A 23,957-nucleotide genomic window follows, 5' to 3' on the forward strand; every position below is an offset into this window, starting at 1 on the left:
AGGCCCGCTCCGTTCACGGGGCGGGCCTTCGCCGTATCCGGATGCCACGACTCGGAGCCGGCCCCCGCGACACGCTCGGGGTCCTCGACGCTGGGGCCGTCGACGCCGGATGTCGCAGCCCGTCGAAGCCACCGGGATAGAGCGAAGGCCCGCCCCTCGCGGGAGCGGGCCTACGCGGCATCCGGTGTCAGAAACCGATAGCGGCCTGGTAGCGCGGCTTGTGACCGGTGCGGATACCGGTGACGCTCGGCTTGTTCTCGTAGACACCGGCGCCCCAGTTGCCCTCGACGAGCACGGGGCCGTCGGGGCCGACGACGATGTCCCAGCCGACGTACTGCACCTGCGGCACGACGCGCGCGACCTGATCGACGAACGCCTTGACCTCTTCGATCAGCGGAAGCTGGAAGTCGGCGATGCGGACACCCGAATCGGGGTGCAGCTCGTGCACGTGCCCGTGGGAGTCGTACCCGGCCCCGAGCGCGCGACCGTCGTCATCGAGCATCGTGTAGAAGCCGCCGAACGTCATCTGGTCACTGACAGCGCCGCGGCCGAACTTCTGGGCCATCGCGAGGATGTGCGTCGTCTCTCCGTCGAAGAACGCGGTGACGCGCGTGGTGTTCACGGTGCCGGGGCAGACCGCGGCAAGGTCGTCGTGCTGACGGATGACCTCCTCGACGAGGATCTCGCCGCGTTCGAGCAGACCGCGGTGGAAGGCGTCCCAGTCGGCGACCTCGGCCGCGTGGTATCGGTGCACACCGGTTCCCGCCTGGCCGACGGGCTCCTTCGTGACGACGGTGCCCAGACGCTCGGCGAAGGCGCGCAGCTCGTCGGCGTTGTGGGCATCGACCACCATCCACTCGCGGCGGAGGAACTCGCTGAAACGCCGGTCGAAGGCGACCTTGTCCTGGAAGATGCCGCGGAAGTCGGGGTGGTCGTACTTCTGCGAAATCTGGTTCGACACCGGGTGCGTCATGTACGTCGCGCGCTCGGCCGGGGTGAGGATCGCGAAGTCGTAGTCGATGTAGTCCTGGAACCCGACGTTCTTCACGCCCGCCTGGAAGAGCATGTCGCCGACGACGAGCGGCAGCGATTTGCCGTGCTGCGCCGAGGCCTCTTTGGCCCGTTCGATCACCGAGCCCACGTCGATGCGGCGGGCACGTCCGGCGAGGTAGCGCAGACGGGTGACGGGGGAGAAGCCGTGGGTAGGCATGCACGCTCCGGGGTCGGGGACGACGGACCCCGTTAGTCTAGATGTGTGACCTCCACGCTCCCTGCCCGCGCGCCCGGGGCCGGGACAGTGGCGCCGGTAGCCCTCGTTTCGGAGGCCGCGCTGCGCCGGAACGCCGGGCGGGCCGTGGGCGGTCGCGACGACGTGCTGACAGCGGACGGGTGGGGCCACGGCGCCGAATGGGTGGCATCCGTGCTCGCCGATCTCGGGCTGGATGCCGCGGCCCTCGACGCCGCGGTCCTGTACGGCCTCCCGGGTTCCGCCACCACGCCCGTCCTGTCGCTGCGCGGGCGCGCCCTGGGCACCAAGCCGCTGCTGCGGGGCGAGGGCGTCTCGTACGGCTACACCCACCGCGCGCCCGCCGACACGAACGTGGCGCTCGTCACGGGCGGATACGCGCAGGGCGTCGTGCGCTCCCTCGGCAACGTGGCCACCGTGGCCATCGAGGGGTGTCGCCACCCGATCGTCGGTCGCGTGGCGATGGACGTCTGCGTCGTCGACGTCGGCGGCACCCCGATCCCGCGCGGCACCGAAGTCGTCTTCTTCGGCGATCCGGCCGCCGGTCACCCCTCCCTCGCGGAGTGGATGGATGCCACGGGCTGGAGCGCAGCCGAGATCGTCGCCGCCGTGGGCGCGCGGTCCGACCGCCGGGTGTCCGCGTGAGCGCGGTCTACCGCGTCGATCTCGACGCCTTCGCACGCAACCTCCGCCGCGTGCGCGCGGCCGTGGCGCCTGCCGCGCACATGCTGGTCGTCAAGGACGACGCGTACGCCCACGGGCTCGATGCGCTCGTGCGCCGGGCGTGGGATGAGGGCGTCCGCTGGTTCGGCGCCTTCGACGTCGCCACCGGAGGCGCGGTGCGCGCGGCGGTCGGCCCCGAAGCCCGCATCTTCGTCTGGCTCATCGGCGGATTCGACGACCTCGCGGCCGGGGTGGCCGCCGACCTCGACCTCGGCATCGGCGACGAAGCGCTGCTCGACGACCTCGCCACTCTCACCGGGGGCCCGGCCCGCGTGCACCTCAAGATCGACACCGGCCTCCACCGCAACGGCATCCGTCCCGAGCAGTGGGACAGCGCCCTCGCACGGACCTCCGTTCTCGTCGCCGACGGTCGAGCGGTCTTCGAGGGGATCTGGTCGCACATCTCCGAAGCCTCGGATGCCGACGACGACGACGCCAGAGCGCTGTTCCTGGCCGCGCGCGACGCGGCGCGCGCCGCGGGCCTTCACCCACGCTTCTCCCATTTGGCCGCCAGCGCCGCCGGCTTCGCCCGCGGGGAGTTCCGCGAAGACCTCGTGCGGGTCGGGGCGTTCTCGTACGGCATCCGGCCCGCCGGAGGCCCCGGCGAAACCGAGCTGGGCATCGAACCCGTCGCCGCCCTGGTCGCAACCGTGAACGCCATCGACCCGGCGGGCGTGCACCTCGACGTGGGCAGTCTGCACGGCCTGCCGAGCACCCTCTCCGGGCACTTCGACGTCGCCACCCCTGCGGGCCCCCGCCGCGTCGAGGACATCGGTGCGACCGAGACCGTCGTCGCGCCGTGGGACGATGCCCGAACGGGCGACGAGATCGTCGTCTTCGGTCGAGGGGCGCTGTACAGTGCGACCGATCTCGCGGAGATCATCGACACCATCGGCGAGGAGATCGCGTTGCGCGTGTCGCCCTCGCTCCCTCGCGTCTACACGGCGTGAACGTCAGGACACAGAAAAGGCCCCGGCCCGCTTCGGAGGAAGCGGTCGGGGCCGGATCTGGTGTGAGGGCTCAGTCGGCGGACGAGAGGCGCGCGGTCTCGTCGTGCCACGACGTGGCGATGCTGCGCAGCTTCTCTTCGTACTTGCGTCCGTGGTGCGCGCAGAACAGCAATTCGCTGCCGTTGACCTCGGCGGCGATGTATGCCTGCGCGCCGCAGGAGTCGCAGCGATCCGCCGCCGTCAGACGGTGGTCGAGAACAATCGCGTCGGGTGCGGTCGTGGTGGTCATCTCGGGTGCCCTCCTCATGTGGTCGTGGGCGAGTCTCCATATACAACCACGCGGATGTTTCCCCTATGCCGCGCCTTGATCACATTTCGCTGTGCGCGTACGGCGACCCCACCTCGCTGTGTGTCTGCCAGGCGATGTCGGTGGCCCCGATTACGCTGGGAGATCGTGACGTCCGAGTACTCCGCCCACCACCTGCAGGTCCTCGAGGGCCTCGAAGCCGTGCGCAAGCGCCCCGGAATGTACATCGGCTCCACCGACTCCCGCGGTCTCATGCACTGCCTCTGGGAGATCATCGACAACTCCGTCGATGAAGCCCTCGCCGGGCACGGCACCCGCATCGACATCGTGCTGCACGCCGACGGCAGCGTCGAGGTGCGCGACCGCGCGCGCGGCATCCCCGTCGACGTCGAACCGCGCACCGGTCTGACCGGTGTCGAGGTGGTCTTCACCAAGCTCCATGCCGGGGGAAAGTTCGGTGGCGGCTCGTACGCGGCATCCGGTGGTCTGCACGGTGTCGGCGCGTCGGTCGTCAACGCCCTGTCGGAACGCCTCGACGTCGAGGTCGACCGCGGCGGCAAGACCTACGCGATGTCGTTCCATCGCGGTGAGCCCGGGCTCTTCGCCGGAGACGGCCCCGACGCACCCTTCACGCCGTTCGAGCGCAGCAGCGAGCTGCGGGTCGTGGGCAAGGCGCCGCGCGGTGTCACGGGCACGCGCATCCGGTACTGGGCCGACCGGCAGATCTTCACGAAGGACGCAGCCTTCGGCCACGACGAACTCGTGCAGCGCGTTCGCCAGACGGCGTTCCTCGTGCCCGGGCTCGAGCTCGTGGTGTTCGACGAGCGCGCGGAAGAACCGGTCGAGACGAGCTACCGCTTCGACGGGGGCATCTCGGAGTTCGCGGAGTTCCTCGCCCCCGATGCCGCGGTCACCGACACCTGGCGCCTGAACGGCACCGGAACGTTCACCGAGACCGTTCCGGTGCTGCAACCCGGCGGGTCGATGATTCCCACCGAGGTTCAGCGCGAGTGCGAGGTCGACATCGCGGTGCGCTGGGGGACCGGCTACGACACCACCTCACGCTCCTTCGTCAACATCATCGCCACGCCCAAGGGCGGGACCCACCAGCAGGGCTTCGAGCTGGGTCTGATGAAGGTGCTGCGCACGCAGGTGGAGCAGAATGCCCGCAAGCTCAAGGTGGGAGGCGACAAGGTCGAGAAAGACGACCTGCTCGCCGGTCTCACCGCGGTGTTGACCGTACGCTTGCCCGAGCCGCAGTTCGAGGGGCAGACCAAAGAGGTGCTGGGCACCCCCGCGGTACGCCAGATCGTGGCCTCCGTCGTCCAGAAAGAATTGGCGGAGCGATTCGCCTCACCCAAGCGCGACGACAAGGCGCAGACCGCGCAGTTGCTCGAGAAGATCGTGTCCGAGATGAAGGCGCGCATCTCGGCCCGCACGCACAAAGAGACGCAGCGTCGTAAGAACGCGCTCGAGTCGTCGTCGCTGCCGTCGAAGCTCGTCGACTGCCGCTCGAACGACGTCGACAACTCCGAACTGTTCATCGTCGAGGGAAACTCCGCCCTCGGCACCGCGCGCGATGCACGCAACAGCGAATATCAGGCGCTGCTGCCCATCCGCGGCAAGATCCTCAACACGCAGAAAGCGTCGATCAGCGACATGCTGTCGAATGCGGAGTGCGCCTCGATCATCCAGGTCATCGGGGCCGGGTCGGGTCGGTCCTTCGACCTCAGTGCCGCCCGCTACGGCAAGATCATCCTCATGAGCGACGCCGACGTCGACGGTGCGCACATCCGCACCCTGCTGCTGACGTTGTTCTTCCGCTACATGCGCCCTCTGGTGGAGGCCGGGCGGGTCTTCGCGGCCGTACCGCCGCTGCACCGCGTCATCGTGATCAACCCGGGCTCCAAGCCCAACGAGACGATCTACACGTATAGCGAGCAGGAGCTGCACACACTGCTCGCGCGCCTCAAGAAGTCGAACAAGCGCTGGCAAGAGCCCATCCAGCGCTACAAGGGCCTCGGCGAGATGGATGCCGACCAGCTCGCGACCACCACCATGGACCGCGCCGGCCGTACGCTCCGTCGCGTCCGAGTGAAGGACATGGAGGGCGCAGCCCAGGTGTTCGACCTGTTGATGGGCAGCGAGGTCGCGCCGCGCCGCGAGTTCATCGTGCATTCCAGCGACCGGTTGGCCCGCGAGAGCATCGACGTCTGATCCGGGCGGCGCAGTCTCGCCCCGACGCGCCGCCGCGCGGCGCCCACCGCCGCGGGGCACCCGCCACCGACGCGTAGACCTGAGCGTCGACCGCTCCGCCGCCCACAGGGCGCGGCCCGCATCGTGCAAGCTGGTGCGGCCGAGCGGCCCGGCTCAGCGAACGACGGTGCCGATCGCGCCCACCGCGGCGTCGAGGGGCTGGCCCGAGGCGTCGCGCTTCGCGCCCGGCTCGGGCAACGCCCGCACCGAACCATCCGTACCCACCGCGCGCGGTTCGATACCGACCCAGGCGAGCACCAGGGCATCTTCGCCGCGCAGAAGCCGCTGTGCACGAACGCCGCCGGTGGCGCGCCCCTTCGCGGGGAACTCCGTGAAGGCCGAGACCTTCGCGCTGCCGGCGTCGGCTCCGGCAAGCGCGGCCGACGAGCCGGCCACGGTGACCACGACGGCGTCGAACGCCGACGCACCCACGACGGCGAAGGCGATGGCGCGCGCCCCGTCAGAGAGGCGGATGCCGGCCATCCCTCCCGCCGAGCGCCCCTGCGGACGCACAGACGACGCATCGAAGCGCAGCAGCTGCGCATCGTCGGCGACGAACACCAGCTCTGCGTTGTCACCTGCGGGGGCCGCTCCGACGACACGGTCTCCGTCGCGCAACGCGATGATCTCGATCTCGTCCTTCGTCCCCAGCTCGCTCGCAGCGACCCGCTTGACCACACCCTGCTCGGTACCGAGGGCGATGGTGGGTCCGTCGGTCAGGGGAACGAGGCCGATGACCGTCTCGCCCTTGCCGAGCGCCAGATACTGCTCGACCTTCATGCCCGCGGCAACCTGCACCGAATTGGCCGGCACCGAGGGCAGGTCGACGGGGGAGAAGCGCACGAGGCGCCCCGCCGAGGTGACCGCACCGATGTCACCGCGCGTGGTGGTGTCGACGGAGGAGCGGATCGCATCGTGCTTCGACCGGCGGGTGGGCGCGACCACGCCACCGCCCGGCGCGTCGGCGACGAGCTCGGCCCGCACCATGCGCCCGGTGGCCGACAGGTAGACGCGGCAGGGCGCGTCGGCGATCTGCAGATCCGCGGCGGCGGCGGCCTTGGCCGACCGGGGTTGAACGGGTCCGCCGTTGAGCAGCAGGGTCCGTCGCGGCGTGCCGTACGCCTCGGCCGCGGCATCCAGTTCTCGGGCCACCTGCTGGCGCAGCAGCGTCTCGCTGCCGAGCAGCTCGACGAGCTGCGCGATCTCGGCGTTCAACTGGTCGCGCTCGGCCTCGAGCTCGATGCGCGAGAACTTCGTCAGACGTCGCAGACGCAATTCGAGGATGTACTCCGCCTGCGGATGCGAGAGGTCGAACACCTCCTGCAGCTTGGCGCGGGCCTGCTCGCCGTCATCGGACGAGCGGATGACCTGGATGACCTCATCGATGTCGAGGATCGCGATGAGCAGGCCCTCGACGAGGTGCAGCCGCTCGCGCCGGCGCGCCAGGCGGTACTCGCTGCGCCGGGTGACGACGCGGACGCGGTGGTCGAGGTACACGCGCAGGAGGTCGCGCAACCCCAGGGTCTGCGGCTGCCCGTCGACCAGGGCGACGTTGTTGATACCGAAGGAGTCTTCGAGCGGCGTCAGCCGGTAGAGGTGCTCGAGGACGGCCTTGGGGTCGAACCCGGTTTTGATGCCGATGACCAGCCGCAGACCGTGATGTCGATCGGAGAGATCAGTGACGTCGGCGATCCCCGCCAGCTTCTTCGCCTGCACCGCGTCTTTGATCTTCTCGATCACCCGCTCCGCACCCACGAGGTAGGGCAGCTCCGTGATGACGATGCCGGTACGACGCGGGCCGAGCGATTCGATCGATGCCTTCGCCCGCGTACGGAAGGTGCCGCGACCGTTCGTGTACGCATCCTTGATGCCGTCGAGACCGACGATGATGCCGCCCGTGGGCAGGTCGGGGCCGGGGACGAACTCCATGAGCTCTTCCACCGTCGCATCCGGGTGCTGGAGCAGGTGCGTCGCCGCCGAAACGACCTCGACGAGGTTGTGCGGGGCCATGTTGGTGGCCATGCCGACCGCGATGCCCGTCGCGCCGTTCACGAGGAGATTGGGGAAGGCCGCCGGCAAGACCTCGGGCTGTTGGAACTGGCCGTCGTAGTTCGGAATGAAGTCGACGACGTCTTCGTCGAGGTTCTCGGTGAGGGCGAGGGCCGGGGGAGCGAGACGTGCCTCGGTGTACCGCGACGCCGCCGGGCCGTCGTCGAGTGAGCCGAAGTTGCCGTGACCGTCGACCAGCGGCACGCGGAGCGTGAAGTGCTGCGCGAGGCGCACGAGGGCGTCGTAGATCGGCGCGTCGCCGTGGGGGTGCAGCTTTCCCATGACCTCGCCGACGACGCGGGCGCTCTTGACGTGCCCGCGGTCGGGCCGCAGCCCCATCTCGGCCATCTGGTAGAGGATGCGGCGCTGCACCGGCTTGAGACCGTCTCGGGCGTCGGGGAGGGCGCGCGAGTAGATGACCGAGTAGGCGTACTCGAGGAAGGACCCCTGCATCTCGGTCGAGACATCGACGTCTTCGATGCGCTCGACGACGGGCGACGTCGCGGCGGAAGAGGAACGGGAATCGGGCATAGGAGGGCCTCGGGTCGGGCGGGCGTCCGGAACGGACGGGAATCGGGAGCCGTGTGGAAGACTTGCCCCGATGTCACTCAGCTTACCGGCGGACCCGCCGCGCTCTCGGAGCCTCACCGGTGTCCTGACGCAGTCCGTCGCGGCGCTGGACGGGTCGTCCGAGTGGTTCGCCCCCGCGCGCAGCGTGATCGTCTTCCTCGTCGACGGTCTCGGCGCGCACAACCTCGCCGCGCGTCGCGGTCATGCGCGGTTCCTGGCCGCCGCCGGTGGTCGTCGCGACGTCGCACGGACGGTCTTCCCCTCGACCACGGCCGCCGCACTCACCAGTCTGCTGACGGGGGTCGATCCCGGCGTGCATGGCATCGTCGGCTATCGCACACGGATCCCGGGCACGTTGATCGCCTCCAACCAGCTGCACGGATGGGAGACCGACGGGCTGGATCCGCACTCCTGGCAGCGCCGAGAGCCGATCTTCGCCGCGCTCCCCGGCCGGGCGTTCGTCGTGTCCAAGCCGATGTACACCGGGACCGGCTTCACCGAGGCGACGCTGCGGGGGGCGGCTTTCTTCCCCTCCGACGACCTCGACGAGCGAGTAACGATTGCGGCCGACCTGGCCGCTCGGCATCCGGGCTCCCTCACCTACTTGTATGCCCCCGAGCTCGACACCGCCGGGCACCGCGACGGCTGGGAGTCCGACCGCTGGACCGACGCCCTCGAACGCATCGACAGCGGCGCCCGCCGACTCGCCGAGGCCATCGATCCGCGCACCGGCGTGGTCGTCACCGCCGATCACGGCATGGTCGACGTGCCGGCGCACAAGCACGTTCTGCTGCGCGAAGGCGATCCTTTGCTCGACGGCGTCGCCCTCGTCGGCGGAGAGCCGCGCATGCTCCACCTCTACGCCGAGGACGGAAGCGCGGATGCCGTCGCCGCGGCGTGGAAAGAGGGCGAGGCCGGTCGCGCCTGGGTCATGACGCGTGACGAGGCGATACCCGCCGGTCTCTTCGGCGCGGTCGACGACGAAGTACGTCCCCGTATCGGCGATGTGCTGGTCGCCGCCCGCGGGCGGTTCGCTTACTACGACGATCGCGAGCCCGACAAGCGCCCGCAGCGGATGGTGGGTCAGCACGGCTCGCTCACGGACGAGGAGCGCGCGGTCCCGCTCCTGCGCCTCGGCGCGTTCGCCTGAGACCCGTGGATGCCGGACATCCCGGCATCCGTCGGATGCGCGCGATCAGCTCTCGTCGGATCGCGCGCCGAAGACGATCTCGTCCCACGAGGGCATCGACGGACGGCCCTTCGCGCGGCGGGCCGAATCGGCCTGCGGGCGTTCCGGCTCGGGCGACGGTGCAGCGGGCTCGTCGACGAATCCCGGATCGACGGCGTCGAACAGCGCCACGGGCGGACCCGACGGACGCGGCTCCGGCTCGACCTCGGTGATACCGGGCAGCGGCTCGCGCTGTCCGCGGCGCCGGCGAAGTGCCTCGAGGAGGTCGGCGGTCTCGGCCGAGGTGACGGGGACGTCGGGTGCGCGCTTGATCGCGGCCGCCTGGACGGCCGGGGCGACCGGTCCCGTGGCCTCCACGCCCGGTTCGTCCTCGATGTCGAGGCGGCGGGGACCGAAGGACCCGCTGTCGAAGCGCGAGTCGTCTTTCTGAACCGTGTCCAAGGCGCGCAGTCGCGGGATGAGACCCTCGGGCAGCGATCCCTGGCGCGAGAGCTGGATCGCGTCGGCGTTCTGGGGCGACAGCGTGCTCCGACGCGGATCAAATCCCCATCGAGCATCGTGGTCGACGCCGTTGGCGGTGAACTCGAGCTTCACCATCCAGCTCGCGCCCTCTTTCCAACTGTTCCACCGCTCGGCCGAGGCGGCCGCCTCGGAGAGCTTGGCGCGCACGGCCGCGCCGAAGGTGATCGGGGTGTCGTGCTCGATGGTGCCGCCGAGCAGCACGGGCACCGCGAGGGCTTGGCTGACGACGTGCTCGCGCTCGGCGAGTACCGGACCCTCGAAGCGCTCGATGTCTTCGATACGTGCGTTCAACAGAGTCGCGACCTCGCGCGCCGACATGCCGGCCCGGATGTGCGCCTGGATCTCGCGGGGGCTGGGACGCGGGGCGCGGTCGTCGTCTTCACGATCCCGGCGCGCGCGGCGCGCTTCCACGCGCAGCACCTCGTCGAGTGCGAGGGCGAAGCGTTCGCCGGCCTGGGTCGCCACGACGAGGACGTCATCCTCGGTTCCGATGACTTTGAGCTGTTCCATGCGAAACACCCCTCCGATCTGCGGTCAGCGCCCATGCTGACATGCCCACCCCGTGCTTTCGGGAATATCGCGGGCGCGCCGCGAGTTTCACGCCTCGCCCGGCACGCATACCCCTTCGGGAGCATTTGCTTATCGAAGGCTGGTCATGCAAACTATGGCCGCCCGATCGGGCACCCGATGGGGCACAGCACCACGAAATCCGGAAGTAGAGACCTGCACGCATGGCAACCGATTACGACGCACCGCGCAAGACCGAGGACGACAGCGAGTCGATCGAGGCCCTCAAGGAGCGCGTGCCCGACAAAGCGTCGGGGTCGATCGACAACGAGGATGCCGACAACCCTTCGGGCTTCGAACTGCCCGGCGCCGACCTCTCCGACATCGAGCTCGATGTCGTCGTCCTTCCCCCGCAGGAGGACGAGTTCACCTGCATGAGCTGCTTCCTGGTGAAGCACCGCTCCCAGATCGCTGAAGAGAGCGGCCCCGGCTTCATCTGCCTGGAGTGCGCAGCCTGACCTGAGCGCGCTGGATCGCCGCCACCAGGCGATCCGGCGTGCGGGTCGAGATGACCCACATCGGGGTCGGGTCGTCGGGATCGTTCACCGGCACCGTCACGATGCCGTCGATCCCGCCCCGGATGACATGCCACGCCCGGCGATCGAGCCCGCTGCCGCGCGCGGTACGGGCCTCATCGGCCACGACTCCCGCGGGCTCACCCAGCAGATCCACGGCGATGTGCGCGCGACCGGCGCGCAATTCGCCGTCGCGCACCTCCACGATCGGCGAGAGGGCGAGCAGCGCCACCACGATGGCCACCGACACGACCAGCCCGATGAACAGGGCAAGCGTCGTGTCAAGCGGTGAGAAGACCACGGCGGCCATGGGCCCGCACACGGCGGCGGCGACGAGCGCCCACAGGGACGGACTCAGACGCTCGCGATACTCGGCTGCGGTGCGGATGCCGCACCCCCTCTTCTGCATTACCCTCGTGGGGTGACCGAAACGGTGGATGTCCTCATTGTCGCATCCGAGCCCCCGGTCTTCGCCCACCCGGGCGACGCCGGTGCCGACCTGACCGCCGCGGAGGCGGTTCGCCTCGAACCCGGTCGCCGCGCGCTCGTGTCGACGGGCGTGCGGATCGCCCTGCCGGAGGGGCACGCGGCCTTCGTGGTACCCCGCAGCGGCCTCGCCGCCAAGCACGGCATCACCATCGTCAACTCGCCCGGCACGATCGACGCCGGCTATCGCGGCGAGATCAAGGTGGCGCTGTTGAACACCGACCTCGACGAGGCGTATGACATCGCGGTCGGCGACCGCATCGCCCAGCTCATCGTGTTGCCCGTCCCGCCCGTGCGCTTCGTCTCCGTCGACGACCTACCCGACAGCGCGCGCGGCGACGGCGGCTTCGGATCGAGCGGATACCAGAGCCTTCAAGGGAGCACCCGATGACCGACGACGAGACGCAGACCACCCCCGAGGCGGAGCAGCCCGTGACCGACCTCGCCCCGCCCGCCAAGAGCGCGCCGATGGACCGCGAGAGCGCCGGTCCCTTCGACGAGGCCGAGGCCAACCCGGTGCGCCCCTACATCGATCTCGGCGGCATCAAGATCCTGCCCCGCGAGGGCCTCAACCTCCGCCTCGAGGTCGAGGAGCAGACCAAGCGCATCGTCGCCGTCGGCCTCGATTACGCCGACTCGACCCTGCAGGTGCAGCCCTTCGCCGCCCCGCGCACGAGCGGTCTGTGGCAAGAGACGCGCGAGCAGATCCGTCAGCAGGTCAAGCAGCAGGGTGGCCGCGTCGAGGAGCGCGAGGGCCCCCTCGGCCCGGAGCTGCTCGCCGAGGTGCCCGTCATGGCGGGTGCAGACGTCGCCTCGCAGCGTCTTGCTCGTTTCGTCGGCGTCGACGGCCCGCGCTGGTTCCTGCGCGGAGTCGTCGGGGGAGCCGCGACCAGCGACATCGAGGCCGCGGCCGCCGTCGAAGACCTCTTCCGATCGATCGTCGTCGTGCGCGGCACCTCGCCCATGCCACCGCGCGATCTGATCCCGCTCCGGATGCCGGGCACCGCCGGCACCGCATGAGCGACGACCCGACCCGGTCAGCGCCCGACGGCGACCGCGTTCCGCTCGAGCCGCCCACCGCAGCCGAGAGCGTGGGGGCCGCGCTCGGGAGTGCCGCCCGACGCGCGGGACTCGACCCTGCGCAGCACGGCTCGACCGGCGCCGCCGTCTGGTCGGCGATGGGCGGGGTGCGCGGCATCCTCGAGTCGGTGTTGCCCTCGCTCGCGTTCGTCGTGCTGTTCACGCTCACGATCGATCCCGAGACGCGGCAGGGAAACCTCTGGTTGAGCTTGGGCGTCTCCGTGGGCCTCGCCGTCGTGTTCACGCTCGCGCGGCTGATCGCCAAGTCGCCACCGAGCGCGGCGATCGGCGGCCTGCTCGCGACGGCCGGGGCCGCGGTGCTCTCCCTGGTGACGGGTCGCGGGCAGGACAATTTCGTCTTCGGCTTCTTCACCAACGGCGCCTACGGCACCGCATTCCTGGTGTCGGCGCTGGTCGGCTGGCCGCTCATCGGTCTGGCCGCCGGCTACCTGCTGGGGGAGGGCACGCGCTGGCGCAGCGATCCCCGCAAGCGCCGGGCGTACACCTGGCTCTCGCTCGCGTGGGCGGCGCTGTTCGCGGCGCGTCTGATCGTGCAGCTGCCGCTGTACTTCGCGGGCGACGTGACGGCGCTCGGCACGTTGAAGATCGTGATGGGGCTGCCGTTGTTCGCCCCGATGCTCGCGGTGACGTGGCTCGTGGTGCGTTCTCTCTCACCTCGGCGAGAGTCCTGATATTATCTTGACATCAAGATAAATCCGTCGCTCCCCGCGGTTAGGTCGACCTTCCTGGAATCGGCCTCGCAGCGCGGGGAAGATGGGAAGGAGCGGGCCCACGCCTGCGCATTCGCCGACGAAGGAGACGATCGTGTCCACGGTTGACAGCTTCGGTGCAAAGAGCACCCTGACAGTCGGCAGCACCGACTACGAGATCTTCCGGATCGACACGGTCGCCGGTCACGAGAAGCTCCCCTTCAGCCTCAAGGTCCTGCTCGAGAACCTGCTGCGCACCGAAGACGGTGCCAACGTCACCAAGGAGCAGATCGAGGCGCTCGGTTCGTGGGTGCCCACGGCCGACCCCGACACCGAGATCCAGTTCACCCCGGCGCGCGTGGTGATGCAGGATTTCACCGGCGTCCCCTGCATCGTCGACCTCGCCACCATGCGCGAGGCTGTGACGGCCCTCGGCGGCGACCCCAACAAGATCAACCCGCTCTCGCCCGCCGAGATGGTCATCGACCACTCGGTGATCGCCGATCTGTTCGGCAGCGAGAACGCCCTCGAGCGCAACGTCGAGATCGAGTACGAGCGCAACGGCGAGCGGTACCAGTTCCTGCGCTGGGGCCAGACCGCCTTCGATGACTTCAAGGTCGTCCCCCCGGGCACCGGCATCGTGCACCAGGTCAACATCGAGCACCTGGCGAAGGTCATCTACGACCGCACGGTCGACGGCGTCCTCCGCGCCTACCCCGACACCTGCGTCGGCACCGACTCGCACACCACGATGGTCAACGGTCTGGGCGTTCTCGGATGGGGCGTCGGCGGCATCGAGGCCGAGGCCGCCATGCTCGGCCAGCCCGTGTCGATGCTCATCCCGCGCGTCGTCGGTTTCAAGCTCTCGGGTGAGATCCCCGCGGGCGTCACGGCGACCGACGTCGTGCTCACCATCACCGACATGCTGCGCAAGCACGGCGTCGTCGGCAAGTTCGTCGAGTTCTACGGCGAGGGCGTCGCCTCGGTGCCGCTGGCCAACCGTGCCACGATCGGCAACATGAGCCCCGAGTTCGGCTCGACGGCCGCGATGTTCCCCATCGACGACGTCACCCTCGAGTACCTGCGCCTCACCGGCCGCGACGAGCAGACCGTCGACCTGGTCGAGGCGTATGCGAAAGAGCAAAAGCTGTGGCACGACCCGTCGCGCGAACTGTCGTTCAGCGAGTTCATCGAGCTCGACCTCTCGACGGTCGTCCCCTCGATCGCGGGCCCGAAGCGCCCGCAGGACCGCATCCTGCTGTCCGAGGCGAAGTCGCAGTTCGAGAAGGACATCCTGAACTACGCCGACGCTTCGGTCTCGGACTCGATCGTCGACCTCGAGGTCGACGGCACCTTCCCCGCGTCCGACCCCGGTTCGGTCCCCGGCGAAGAAGAGGAAGACGTCACTGACAGCGAGGTGCTCATCTCGTCCGGGCACCCGGTCAACGCCTCCAACCCGGTGCGCGTGACGACGCCCGATGGCCAGTCCTACCTGCTCGACAACGGCGCCGTCACCCTGGCCGCCATCACGTCGTGCACCAACACCTCGAACCCCTCGGTCATGATCGCGGCGGGCCTGCTCGCCAAGAACGCCGTCGACAAGGGCCTGAAGCGCAAGCCCTGGGTCAAGACGACGCTCGGACCGGGCTCGAAGGTCGTCACCGACTACTACGAGAAGTCGGGCCTCGACAAGTCGCTCGAGGGCCTCGGCTTCTACACCGTCGGCTACGGCTGCACGATCTGCATCGGCAACTCGGGTCCGCTCATCGAAGAGGTCTCCACGGCCGTCAACGAGAACGACCTGGCCGTCACCGCGGTGCTCTCGGGCAACCGAAACTTCGAGGGTCGCATCAGCCCCGATGTGAAGATGAACTACCTGGCATCCCCGCCGCTGGTGGTCGCCTACGCCCTGGCCGGTTCGATGAACTTCGACTTCGAGACCGACGCGCTCGGCACCGACCAGAACGGCGAAGACGTCTTCCTGAAGGACATCTGGCCCGCACCCGACCAGGTGCAGACCATCATCGACGCGTCGATCTCGCGTGAGCAGTTCATCCAGCAGTACGCCACCGTCTTCGAGGGCGACGAGCGCTGGAAGAACCTGCCCACCCCGACCGGCCCGATCTTCGAGTGGGATGCCGACTCCACGTACGTGCGCAAGGCCCCCTACTTCGACGGCATGACCATGCAGCCCGACCCGGTGCGCGACATCACCGGTGCGCGCGTCATGGCGACGCTGGGCGATTCGGTGACCACCGACCACATCAGCCCGGCCGGCAACATCAAGGCGGGCACCCCCGCCGCGCAGTACCTCACCGAGCACGGGGTCGCACAGAAGGACTTCAACTCCTACGGCTCGCGCCGTGGCAACCACGAGGTCATGATCCGCGGCACCTTCGCCAACATCCGCCTGAAGAACGAGATGGTCGCGGCCGTCAACGACGGCCAGATCGTCGAGGGCAGCTGGACCCGCGACTTCACCCAGGAGGGTGGCCCGAAGTCGTACATCTACGACGCGTGCCAGAACTACCAGGACCAGGAGACCCCGCTGGTCATCTTCGGTGGCAAAGAGTACGGCTCCGGCTCGTCACGTGACTGGGCGGCCAAGGGCACCAAGCTCCTGGGTGTGAAGGCCGTCATCACCGAGAGCTTCGAGCGCATCCACCGCTCGAACCTCATCGGAATGGGCGTCGTCCCGCTGCAGTTCCCCGCCGGCGAGTCCTGGAAGTCGCTCGGACTCGACGGCACCGAGATCATCTCGATCGAGGGTCTCGAGCAGCTGAACGAGGGCGTCACGCCCAAGACGGTGAAGGTGTCCGCCGAGCCCAGCGAGTTCTCGCCCGCGGGCAAGCAGACCGTGACGTTCGACGCCGTGGTCCGCATCGACACCCCCGGTGAGGCCGACTACTACCGCAACGGCGGCATCCTGCAGTACGTTCTGCGCTCGCTCGTCTGATCCACCCCGCAACGATGTGCCCCGGGAGCCCGTGCTCCCGGGGCACATCGCGTTCGTCACGGATCGCCGATCCGCCGGCCCTCGGAGGCGCTCGAGCGGACAGCAGACGGACGTCACGCGGCCGGGTCGCAGCGCGGCGCGCAAGCCGTTGCCGAGCCCGCCGCAGCCTCCGAGACTAGAATTCATCGGGAGCGCACCACTGCGCGCACCGCACGAGAGGAGTCGGATGGCTCTCCTGCCCGGCATCAACGGACCCCGCGACCTCGACGCGCTCACCCCTGACGAGCTGAGACAGCTGGCCGCCGAGGTGCGCTCGTTCCTCGTAGAGAACGTCGCCCGCACCGGCGGACACCTCGGTCCCAACCTCGGTGTCGTCGAACTGACGATCGCCTTGCACAAGGTCTTCGACTCGCCCTCCGACCCCATCATCTTCGACACCGGCCACCAGTCGTACGTGCACAAGATGCTCACCGGTCGACAGGACTTCTCGGCGCTGCGTTCGCGTGGAGGCCTGGCCGGCTACCCGCAGCGCTCCGAGAGCGAGCACGATGTCGTGGAGTCCTCGCACGCCTCCAGCTCGCTCAGCTGGGCCGACGGGGTCTCGCGCGCCTTCAGCCGCACCGGTCGTCGTGATCGGCACGTCGTCGCCGTCGTCGGCGACGGCGCCCTCACGGGCGGTATGACGTGGGAGGCGCTGAACAACATCAGCGACGACAACGACCGCAACCTCGTGATCGTCGTCAACGACAACGGCCGCTCCTACGCCCCCACGATCGGCGGCATGGCGCGTTACCTCAACCGGGTGCGCACGAACGACGCCTATCGCACCCTGCACCGCGGCTCTGACACCCTGTTCCGCCGCCTCGGTCCCGCCGCCCGCGCGGTCTATCGCGGTGTGCGCGGCGGCACCCATGGCTTCCTGTCGCGTTTCACCAACAACGAAGCGCTGTACAGCAACCTCGACATCAAGTACCTCGGTCCCATTGACGGCCACGACTTCGAGTCGCTCATCGAGACCCTGGAGCTGGCGAAGTCGTACGGGGCACCGGTCATCGTGCACGCGATCACCGACAAGGGCAGCGGCTACGCCCCCGCCATGAGCGATGTGGCCGACCAGTTCCACGCCGTGGGCAAGATCGACCCCATCACCGGAGAGGCGCTCGGCGCCGGCAGCGGTCTGCAGTGGACCGACGTCTTCGCGGAGGAACTGGCGAAGGTCGGCGCCGAACGAGACGACGTCATCGCGATGACCGCGGCGATGCTGCGCCCCACCGGATTGCAGCAGTTCGCCGAGCGCTTCCCCGAGCGGGTCTACGACGTCGGCATCGCCGAACAGCACGCGGTCGCCTCGGCGGCCGGGCTCGCATTCGGTGGTCTGCACCCCGTCGTCGCCATCTACGCCACCTTCATGAACCGGGCTTTCGACCAGGTCATGATGGACGTCGCCCTCCACAAGGCGGGCGTGACCTTCGTGCTCGACCGCGCGGGGGTGACGGGCCCCGACGGTCCCAGCCACCACGGCATCTGGGATCTGGCGATGCTGCAACTCGTCCCCGGCATCCGAATCGCCGCCCCGCGCGATGCCACGCGCCTGCGTGAGGAGTTCCGCGAGGCCGCCGCTGTCGAGGACGCACCCACCGTGGTGCGCTACCCCAAGGGCAAGGTGAACGACGACGTCGAGGCCATCGAGCGCCTGCACGACGGCGTAGACGTTCTCGCCCGCGGTGCGAGCGAAGACGTGCTCCTGGTCGGCATCGGCCCGATGGTGCACCTCGCCCTCGAGGTCGCTGAGCGACTCGAGGCGCAGGGCATCGGAGCGACCGTCATCGACCCGCGCTGGGCCATCCCCGTGCAGCCGTCGATCGTCGACCTCGCGCGCGATCACCGTCTCGTCATCACGATCGAAGACGGCATCCGCGTCGGTGGCGTCGGTACCCGCGTGCGACAGGTGCTGCGCGAGGCGGGGGTGGACACGGCCGTCGACGAGCTCGGCATCCCCGATGAGTTCATCGATCACGCCACACGCGAGCAGATCTTCGAGGATGCCGGCCTCACGGCTCCCAAGATCGCGCACGATGTCGTCGCCCAGGTGCTCGGTACCCGCATCCCCATGGCACGCCAGACGCCCACGGGTTCTATCCCCACGATCGAGCAGTGGGAGAAGTCGCGCCCGTGACATCGGCTCCGCCGTGAGATGAGGCCGGGACGCACGCGCGTCCCGGCCTCATCTCGTTCCGCCCTCACGATTGGCCCGCGCTGCACTGTTGCGCCGTGCCGCGTGCCCCGCCGCCAGGGCAAGCGACCGCACCAACAAGCGGTCTCACCAAGACAAGCGGTCTCACCAGAACAGGCGATCACGCCGTAACAGGCCGTGACCCGCCTACCGGGGCCTGTTCTCACCGAAATACCCGTCCTCGCGCGCCGCCCGCTCCCCGGACCCGCGCACCACTCCGGTCTCACCAGAACAGGCGATCACGCGGAAACAGGCCCTGACCCGCCGGCCCGGGCCTGTTGTCACCGAAACACCTGTCCTCGCACGCCGCCCACTCCCGGGCCCGCCCGCAGCGACGAGAGCGGCGCCGCCCCTCGGGGACGGCGCCGCTCTCGCGTTCAGAGGATCAGCCCCCGATGCCGCGGATGGGCGGGTGATGGAACGTGTCGCCGAAGGCGCGCTCCGACGCCCCCTCGCGGTCGAGGTAGGGCGAGGCGCCACCGTCGATGAAGGGCCAGCCGGCGCCGAGGATGAGGCACAGGTCGATGTCCTGCACCTCGGGTACCACGCCCTCGTCGAGCATGATCTTGATCTCCTGGGCGAGGCCGTCCTGCACGCGGGCGAGGATCGTCTCGGGCGCCACGGGCGTCTTTCCGGTGACGAGCACCTTCTGCGCCGCTCTGGTCCAGCCGGTCACACGGCCGCCCTTGTCCTTCTCGACGACCTCGGGAAGCGCCGCGAGCTCGTGGAAATTCTCCGACGAGAAGAAGCGGTCGGGGAAGGCGTGCGCCATCGTGTCCTGCACGTGGGCCGCGACCTTCCAGCCCACGAGGTCGATGAGCTGGAACGGGCCCATCGGCAGCCCGAGGGGCGCGAACGCCTTCTCGACCGTCGTGATCGGGGTGCCCTCGTAGACAGCACGTGCCGCCTCGCCCATGACCTTCGCCAGCAGACGGTTCACGACGAAGCCGGGCGCATCGGCGGTGAGCACGGCATTCTTGCCCAGGCCCTTCGCGACGACGAAGGCGGTGGACAGAGCGGCGTCGCTGGTGGCATCCGTCTTGACCACCTCGATGAGCGGCATGACCGCGACGGGGTTGAAGAAATGGAAGCCGACGAGACGCTCGGGGTTCTGCAGCACCGATCCGATCTCAGCCACAGAGAGGGACGAGGTGTTCGTTGCGAGGATCGCGTCGTCAGCGACGATCTTCTCGATGGCGGAGAACACCTCCTGCTTGACCCCGACCTCTTCGAACACCGCCTCGATGACGAAGTCGCAGTCGGCGAACTCCGAGCGGTCGGTCGTGCCGTGCACGAGGGCACGAAGCTGGTTGGCGGTGTCACCGTCGAGGCGGCCCTTGGCTTCGAGCTTGCCGATCTCTTCGCGAATGGATGCCACGCCCTTGTCGACGCGCCCCTGGTCGAGGTCGGTGATGATCACCGGAACCCGGAGCTTGCGCACGAACAGCAGCGCGAACTGCGACGCCATGAGGCCCGCGCCGATGACGCCGACCTGGGTGACCTTCTTCGCGAGCGCCTTGTCGGGAGCCCCGACCGGACGCTTCGCGCGCTTCTGCACAAGATCGAAGGCGTACATGGATGCCGCGAACTGGTCGCCCGTGATGAGGTCGGCGAGAGCCTCGTCCTCACGCGCGAAACCCTCGGCCTTCGTGCCGCTCTTCGCCTTGTCGAGCAGATCGAGCGCGACGTAGGGGGAGCGGGGAACGGTGCCGATCTTGGACTCGAGCATGCCCCGGGCCATCTTGATCGCGATGGGCCACTTGGTCAGGCGTTCGAGCTTGCCCGGCTCGTTCTTGCGCTCGACCTTCACCCGGCCGGTGAGCACGCCGTCGGCCCACCGCAGCGAGTCCTCCAGGTACGAGGCCGCCGGGAAGACGGCATCCATGATCCCGAGGTCGAACGCCTGCTGGGGCTTGAGCATGCGGTTCTGTTTGAGCGGGTTCGAGATCACGACCTCGAGGGCGTTCTCGATGCCGATGAGGTTCGGCAGCAGGTAGGCGCCGCCCCAACCGGGGATGATGCCGAGGAACACCTCGGGCAAGGCCACCGCTGCGGCCGAGGCGTCGACCGTGCGGTAGGTGGAGTTCAGCGCGATCTCGAGGCCGCCACCGAGCGCGAGGCCGTTCACGAACGCGAACGAGGGCACACCCAGCTCGGACAGTGAGCCGATCACCTGGTGACCGCGCTGGGCGATCAAGCGGGCGACGTCTTTCGACGGCAGCTTCGCGACGTCGGAGAGATCGGCACCGGCGGCGAGGATGTACTGCTTGCCCGTGATGGCGACTGCGTGGATCTCGCCGGCCGCGGCCCGGTTCTTCAGCGTCTCGAGCGTGCGCCCGAGCTGCGCGAGCGTCGCCGGTCCGAGCGTGTTAGGCCGGGTGTGGTCGCGACCGTTGTCGAGGGTGATGAGTGCCAGCACGTTCCCGGAGGGCAGCCGCACGTCGCGGACGGGGGAGTGTGTCACCACCTCGTCGCCGGTCAGGGCGTCGAGGGGGGAGAAGTCGATCGTGGAGTAATCGGTCACTTGCGCTTCTTCTTTCCGTCGAAGAACGGGTTCTCCCAGATGACCGAGCCACCCTGGCCGAGGCCCACGCACATGGCGGTGAGGCCGTAGCGCACGTCGGGACGTTCGGCGAACTGCGCGGCCAACTGGATCATGAGGCGGACTCCGGATGCCGCGAGCGGGTGGCCGATGGCGATGGCACCGCCCCAGGGGTTCACGCGGGGGTCGTCGTCGGCGATGCCGAAGTGATCGAGGAGCGAGATCACCTGGATGGCGAAGGCCTCGTTCAGTTCGAACAGTCCGATGTCGTCGATCGTGAGCCCGGCCTTCTTGAGGGCCTTCTCGGTCGAGGGGATCGGCCCGATGCCCATGATCTCGGGCTCGACGCCCGCGAAGGCGAACGACACCATGCGCATCTTGGGGGCGAGGCCGAACTCTTTCACGGCGTCCCGGCCCGCGAGCAGGCTGATCGTCGCGCCGTCGGTGAGGGGCGACGAGGTCCCCGCGGTGACCCGACCGTGCGGACGGAAGGGCGTCTTGAGCGTCGCGAGTCCTTCGACCGTCGTCTCGGGGCGACGACCTTCGTCCTCGGTGGCGAGGCCCCACGCACCCTCGGCGTCCTTGACGGCGATGGAGACGAGATCGGGCTGGATCTTGCCCGCCTCATAGGCCGCCTGCACCTTGTGCTGGCTCGCGGCGCCGAAGCGATCGGCACGTTCCTTGGTCAAGTGCGGGAAGCGGTCGTGGATGCGCTCGGCGGTGACGCCCATGTTGAGCGCGCCCGGATCGACCAGCTTCTCGGCCACGAAGCGCGGATTGGGGTCGACATTGCCACCGATGGGGTGACGCCCCATGTGCTCGACACCGCCCGCGAGGGCGAGATCATACATCCCGACGCCGATCGAGGCGCCCATCGTCGTGACGCTCGTCATGGCGCCCGCGCACATGCGCTCGACCGCGAAGCCGGGCACCGTCATCGGAAGTCCCGCGAGGATCGCCGCGGTGCGTCCCAGGGTCAGGCCCTGGTCACCGGTCTGCGACGTCGCGGCGATCGCCACGTCGTCGATGCGGTCCTTCGGCACGTCCCCGTTGCGCTCCATCAACCCGATGATCGCCTTGACCACCAGGTCATCGGCTCGGGTGTTCCAGTACATGCCCTTCTCGCCGGCGCGCCCGAAGGGGGTTCGCATTCCGTCAACGAAGAAGACGTCCGTCATCTCGGCCACTCTGCCTCCAGTGTTTGGGATGATCCCAGCCTAGGAAGGCGGTTTCGCGCCCGAGAATCGGTTGTCCGAACCTACGAATCAGTAGCGGGGTCGTCGTCATCCGCGTTGAGGGAAGCTACAAAGCTATCTGCGATCACCTGTGCAGTCTGCTCAATCTGCCAGGGTCGCGCACCGAGGTCGGCGAGTGCGGCGCCGACCGAATCGGCCGTCACCTCGCCGGGCGGGGCCCATGCCACGCGGCGCAGCGTCTCGGGCGTCAGAAGGTTCTCCGTCGGCATCCGCAGCTCTTCTGCGCGCGCCTCGACGGCCGGACGTGCGGCCTTCAGCCGCCGGTCGGCTTCGGGATTGCGGTCGACCCACGCACGCGGAGGCGGCAGCGTGTCGCTCGGGACGCGGTCGGCCGGCAGATCCGTCGCCTCGCGGCCCGCCACGATGGCGTTCCACCACCGGTCGAGCTGCGTGCGGCTGGCCCGCCCGTTGAATTCCTTCACGCCGGCCAGCGCCTGCTTGCTCGCCGGGTCGGCCAGGATCGCCGCCACGAGGGCGCGGTCGGGTACGAGACGACCGGGGGCGACGTCCTGCTCACGGGCGTAGTCCTCACGGGCCTGCCAGAGCGAACGGGCAACGGCGAGGGCGCGGCGCCCGCGCACCGAGTGCAGACCGCTGAGGCGACGCCAAGGGTCGTCACGCACGGGTTTCGGGAGGCGCTCGAGCACCGCCTGGAACTCCTGCCGGGCGAACTCCGTCTTCTGCTGCTCGTCGAGTTCGGCCACGAGCACGTCGCGCACGTCGATGAGGTGCTCCACGTCGAGGGCGGCGTACTCGAGCCAGGATGCCGGCAGCGGGCGCGTCGACCAGTCTGCGGCCGAGTGGGCCTTGGCCAGGGTGATGCCCAACGTCTGCTCGACGACGGCCCCGAGACCCACGCGCTCGTGGCCGAGCACACGGGAGCCCAGCTCGGTGTCGAAGATGGACGACGGCTCGAGACCGCGCTCGCGCAGGGAGGGGAGATCCTGGCTCGCCGCGTGGAACACCCACTCGACGTCGCCGATCGCCGCCTGCAACGGCGCGAAGTCCTCGATGGTCGACGGGTCGAACAGGAAGACGCCCGCCCCGCGGCGGAACACCTGGATGAGGTACGCCCGCTGGGAGTAGCGGAACCCCGACGCCCGTTCGACGTCGACCGCGACGGGACCGTGACCTTCGGCCAGTGCCGCGCAGGCGGAGCTGAGCCCCGCGGCATCCTCGATGACGATGTACTCAACCACGCGTGGGCCTCCGGGCTCCGAACACTGCGACACCCTCCGACCCCGGGGGGAGGCCGGCGAGCATGCACACGAGCTCCGCCCACGCCTCGAGGTGCGGGCGGAAGGGACCGCGCGGCGACCATGACGCGCGAAGTTCGATCTGCGACCCCTCGCCCTGCGACGAGAGGGCGCCGAAGCCGGTGGAGAGGGTCTTGGTGGCCGTGCCCGACTCCGAGTGCCGCTCGGCCCCGCGCGAATCGAGGGCGTCGATGAGCCACGACCAGGCAACCTCAGCCAGCAGGGGATCGACCCCGATCTCGGGCTCGAGGGGAGCCTGCGCGAAGCAGACGATGCGCCACGCCCCACCCCACGGCTCGGGCTCTTCGGGATCGTGCAGCAAAATGAAACGCCCCGTACCGAAGGGCGAGTCCGTGGCGTGCTCCTCGGGTCGCACGTCACCGGCCAACGCCAATGAGAACGGCGCGAGCCCGGCCGGCGAGGGGATCTCGCGAACGACCAGATCTTCGCGGAAGCTGGTGGCCCGCACCTCTTCGGCTGCCCGCGCGAAGGGGCTGGCGGCCTCCGCCGCGCGCTGGTCACTCACGGCCACAGACTAGAGTGA

19 protein-coding genes are annotated in these 23,957 nt (G+C 69.2%); 10 read left to right on the top strand and 9 right to left on the bottom strand.

The window, feature by feature from the left end:
- Window positions 1-187 precede the first annotated feature (187 nt).
- Window positions 188-1,210, bottom strand: coding sequence for a sugar-transfer associated ATP-grasp domain-containing protein (locus ASF76_RS06335; protein ID WP_055954634.1), 1,023 nt, complete (start codon window positions 1,208-1,210; stop codon window positions 188-190).
- 45 nt (window positions 1,211-1,255) lie between these two features.
- On the opposite strand from ASF76_RS06335, the gene ASF76_RS06340 reads away from it, so the two are divergent.
- Both ASF76_RS06340 and ASF76_RS06345 read left to right on the top strand, forming a co-directional pair.
- Window positions 1,256-1,891 carry an alanine racemase C-terminal domain-containing protein gene (locus ASF76_RS06340; protein ID WP_055954637.1) on the top strand — a complete coding sequence of 212 codons (636 nt, stop codon included), beginning with the start codon at window positions 1,256-1,258 and terminating at the stop codon, window positions 1,889-1,891.
- Window positions 1,888-2,919 (top strand): alanine racemase, encoded by a 1,032-nt coding sequence (locus ASF76_RS06345; protein ID WP_055954641.1) that lies wholly within the window; start codon window positions 1,888-1,890, stop codon window positions 2,917-2,919. Before ASF76_RS06340 ends, ASF76_RS06345 begins: the two co-directional genes overlap by 4 nt.
- Before the next feature lie 70 nt (window positions 2,920-2,989).
- On the opposite strand, the gene ASF76_RS06350 is transcribed toward ASF76_RS06345, so the two are convergent.
- Complete coding sequence (locus ASF76_RS06350) at window positions 2,990-3,208, bottom strand: DUF7455 domain-containing protein (RefSeq protein WP_055954644.1); 219 nt, start codon at window positions 3,206-3,208, stop codon at window positions 2,990-2,992.
- A gap of 165 nt (window positions 3,209-3,373) precedes the next feature.
- Here ASF76_RS06350 and ASF76_RS06355 point away from each other — a divergent pair, with 165 nt between their 5' ends.
- The gene (locus ASF76_RS06355; RefSeq protein WP_055954647.1) at window positions 3,374-5,443 is read left to right on the top strand and encodes a DNA gyrase/topoisomerase IV subunit B; all 2,070 of its coding nucleotides are present in this window, start codon (window positions 3,374-3,376) and stop codon (window positions 5,441-5,443) included.
- A gap of 153 nt (window positions 5,444-5,596) precedes the next feature.
- On the opposite strand, the gene ASF76_RS06360 is transcribed toward ASF76_RS06355, so the two are convergent.
- Window positions 5,597-8,062, bottom strand: coding sequence for a DNA gyrase/topoisomerase IV subunit A (locus ASF76_RS06360; RefSeq protein WP_055954650.1), 2,466 nt, complete (start codon window positions 8,060-8,062; stop codon window positions 5,597-5,599).
- A gap of 70 nt (window positions 8,063-8,132) precedes the next feature.
- Between ASF76_RS06360 and ASF76_RS06365 the strand changes: the two genes are divergently transcribed.
- Window positions 8,133-9,251: an alkaline phosphatase family protein gene (locus tag ASF76_RS06365; protein WP_055954653.1), complete on the top strand. Its 1,119-nt coding sequence runs from the start codon at window positions 8,133-8,135 to the stop codon at window positions 9,249-9,251.
- A 45-nt stretch (window positions 9,252-9,296) separates the two neighbouring features.
- On the opposite strand, the gene sepH is transcribed toward ASF76_RS06365, so the two are convergent.
- Window positions 9,297-10,322: a septation protein SepH gene (gene sepH, locus ASF76_RS06370; RefSeq protein ID WP_055954656.1), complete on the bottom strand. Its 1,026-nt coding sequence runs from the start codon at window positions 10,320-10,322 to the stop codon at window positions 9,297-9,299.
- 221 nt (window positions 10,323-10,543) lie between these two features.
- Between sepH and ASF76_RS06375 the strand changes: the two genes are divergently transcribed.
- Window positions 10,544-10,837 (top strand): DUF4193 domain-containing protein, encoded by a 294-nt coding sequence (locus ASF76_RS06375; protein ID WP_055954659.1) that lies wholly within the window; start codon window positions 10,544-10,546, stop codon window positions 10,835-10,837.
- Here the strand turns inward: ASF76_RS06375 and ASF76_RS06380 are convergent.
- Window positions 10,812-11,303, bottom strand: a complete 492-nt coding sequence (locus ASF76_RS06380; protein WP_055954662.1) for a DUF3093 domain-containing protein — start codon at window positions 11,301-11,303, stop codon at window positions 10,812-10,814. The two genes, ASF76_RS06375 and ASF76_RS06380, sit on opposite strands and share 26 nt — an antisense overlap.
- Window positions 11,304-11,315: 12 nt before the next feature.
- Here ASF76_RS06380 and dut point away from each other — a divergent pair, with 12 nt between their 5' ends.
- The 5 genes from dut (at window position 11,316) to dxs (ending at window position 18,302) form a co-directional block, all read left to right on the top strand.
- Complete coding sequence (gene dut, locus ASF76_RS06385; protein WP_055954664.1) at window positions 11,316-11,771, top strand: dUTP diphosphatase; 456 nt, start codon at window positions 11,316-11,318, stop codon at window positions 11,769-11,771.
- A complete protein-coding gene (locus ASF76_RS06390) occupies window positions 11,768-12,400 on the top strand; it encodes a DUF3710 domain-containing protein (protein ID WP_082484895.1) in 633 nt (210 codons plus the stop codon). The genes dut and ASF76_RS06390 overlap by 4 nt, the downstream gene beginning before the upstream one ends.
- On the top strand, window positions 12,397-13,152 hold the full coding sequence (locus tag ASF76_RS06395; protein WP_055954667.1) for a DUF3159 domain-containing protein: 756 nt from the start codon (window positions 12,397-12,399) through the stop codon (window positions 13,150-13,152). Before ASF76_RS06390 ends, ASF76_RS06395 begins: the two co-directional genes overlap by 4 nt.
- A gap of 133 nt (window positions 13,153-13,285) precedes the next feature.
- Entirely contained in the window at window positions 13,286-16,126 is a 2,841-nt protein-coding gene (gene acnA / locus ASF76_RS06400; protein ID WP_055954670.1) for an aconitate hydratase AcnA, read from the top strand.
- A gap of 226 nt (window positions 16,127-16,352) precedes the next feature.
- Window positions 16,353-18,302 (top strand): 1-deoxy-D-xylulose-5-phosphate synthase, encoded by a 1,950-nt coding sequence (gene dxs / locus ASF76_RS06405; protein ID WP_055954674.1) that lies wholly within the window; start codon window positions 16,353-16,355, stop codon window positions 18,300-18,302.
- A gap of 442 nt (window positions 18,303-18,744) precedes the next feature.
- Here dxs and ASF76_RS06410 read toward each other — a convergent pair whose 3' ends face one another.
- The 4 genes from ASF76_RS06410 to ASF76_RS06425 form a co-directional block, all read right to left on the bottom strand.
- Complete coding sequence (locus ASF76_RS06410) at window positions 18,745-20,883, bottom strand: 3-hydroxyacyl-CoA dehydrogenase NAD-binding domain-containing protein (RefSeq protein WP_055954677.1); 2,139 nt, start codon at window positions 20,881-20,883, stop codon at window positions 18,745-18,747.
- Window positions 20,880-22,088 (bottom strand): thiolase family protein, encoded by a 1,209-nt coding sequence (locus tag ASF76_RS06415; protein WP_055954680.1) that lies wholly within the window; start codon window positions 22,086-22,088, stop codon window positions 20,880-20,882. The genes ASF76_RS06410 and ASF76_RS06415 overlap by 4 nt, the downstream gene beginning before the upstream one ends.
- A 71-nt stretch (window positions 22,089-22,159) precedes the next feature.
- Window positions 22,160-23,356, bottom strand: coding sequence for a ribonuclease D (locus tag ASF76_RS06420; protein ID WP_055954684.1), 1,197 nt, complete (start codon window positions 23,354-23,356; stop codon window positions 22,160-22,162).
- On the bottom strand, window positions 23,349-23,939 hold the full coding sequence (locus ASF76_RS06425; RefSeq protein WP_055955404.1) for a DUF3000 domain-containing protein: 591 nt from the start codon (window positions 23,937-23,939) through the stop codon (window positions 23,349-23,351). Before ASF76_RS06425 ends, ASF76_RS06420 begins: the two co-directional genes overlap by 8 nt.
- Window positions 23,940-23,957 lie beyond the last annotated feature (18 nt).

This window comes from Microbacterium sp. Leaf151 (genome assembly GCF_001424225.1).
Classification (GTDB): Bacteria; Actinomycetota; Actinomycetes; order Actinomycetales; family Microbacteriaceae; genus Microbacterium.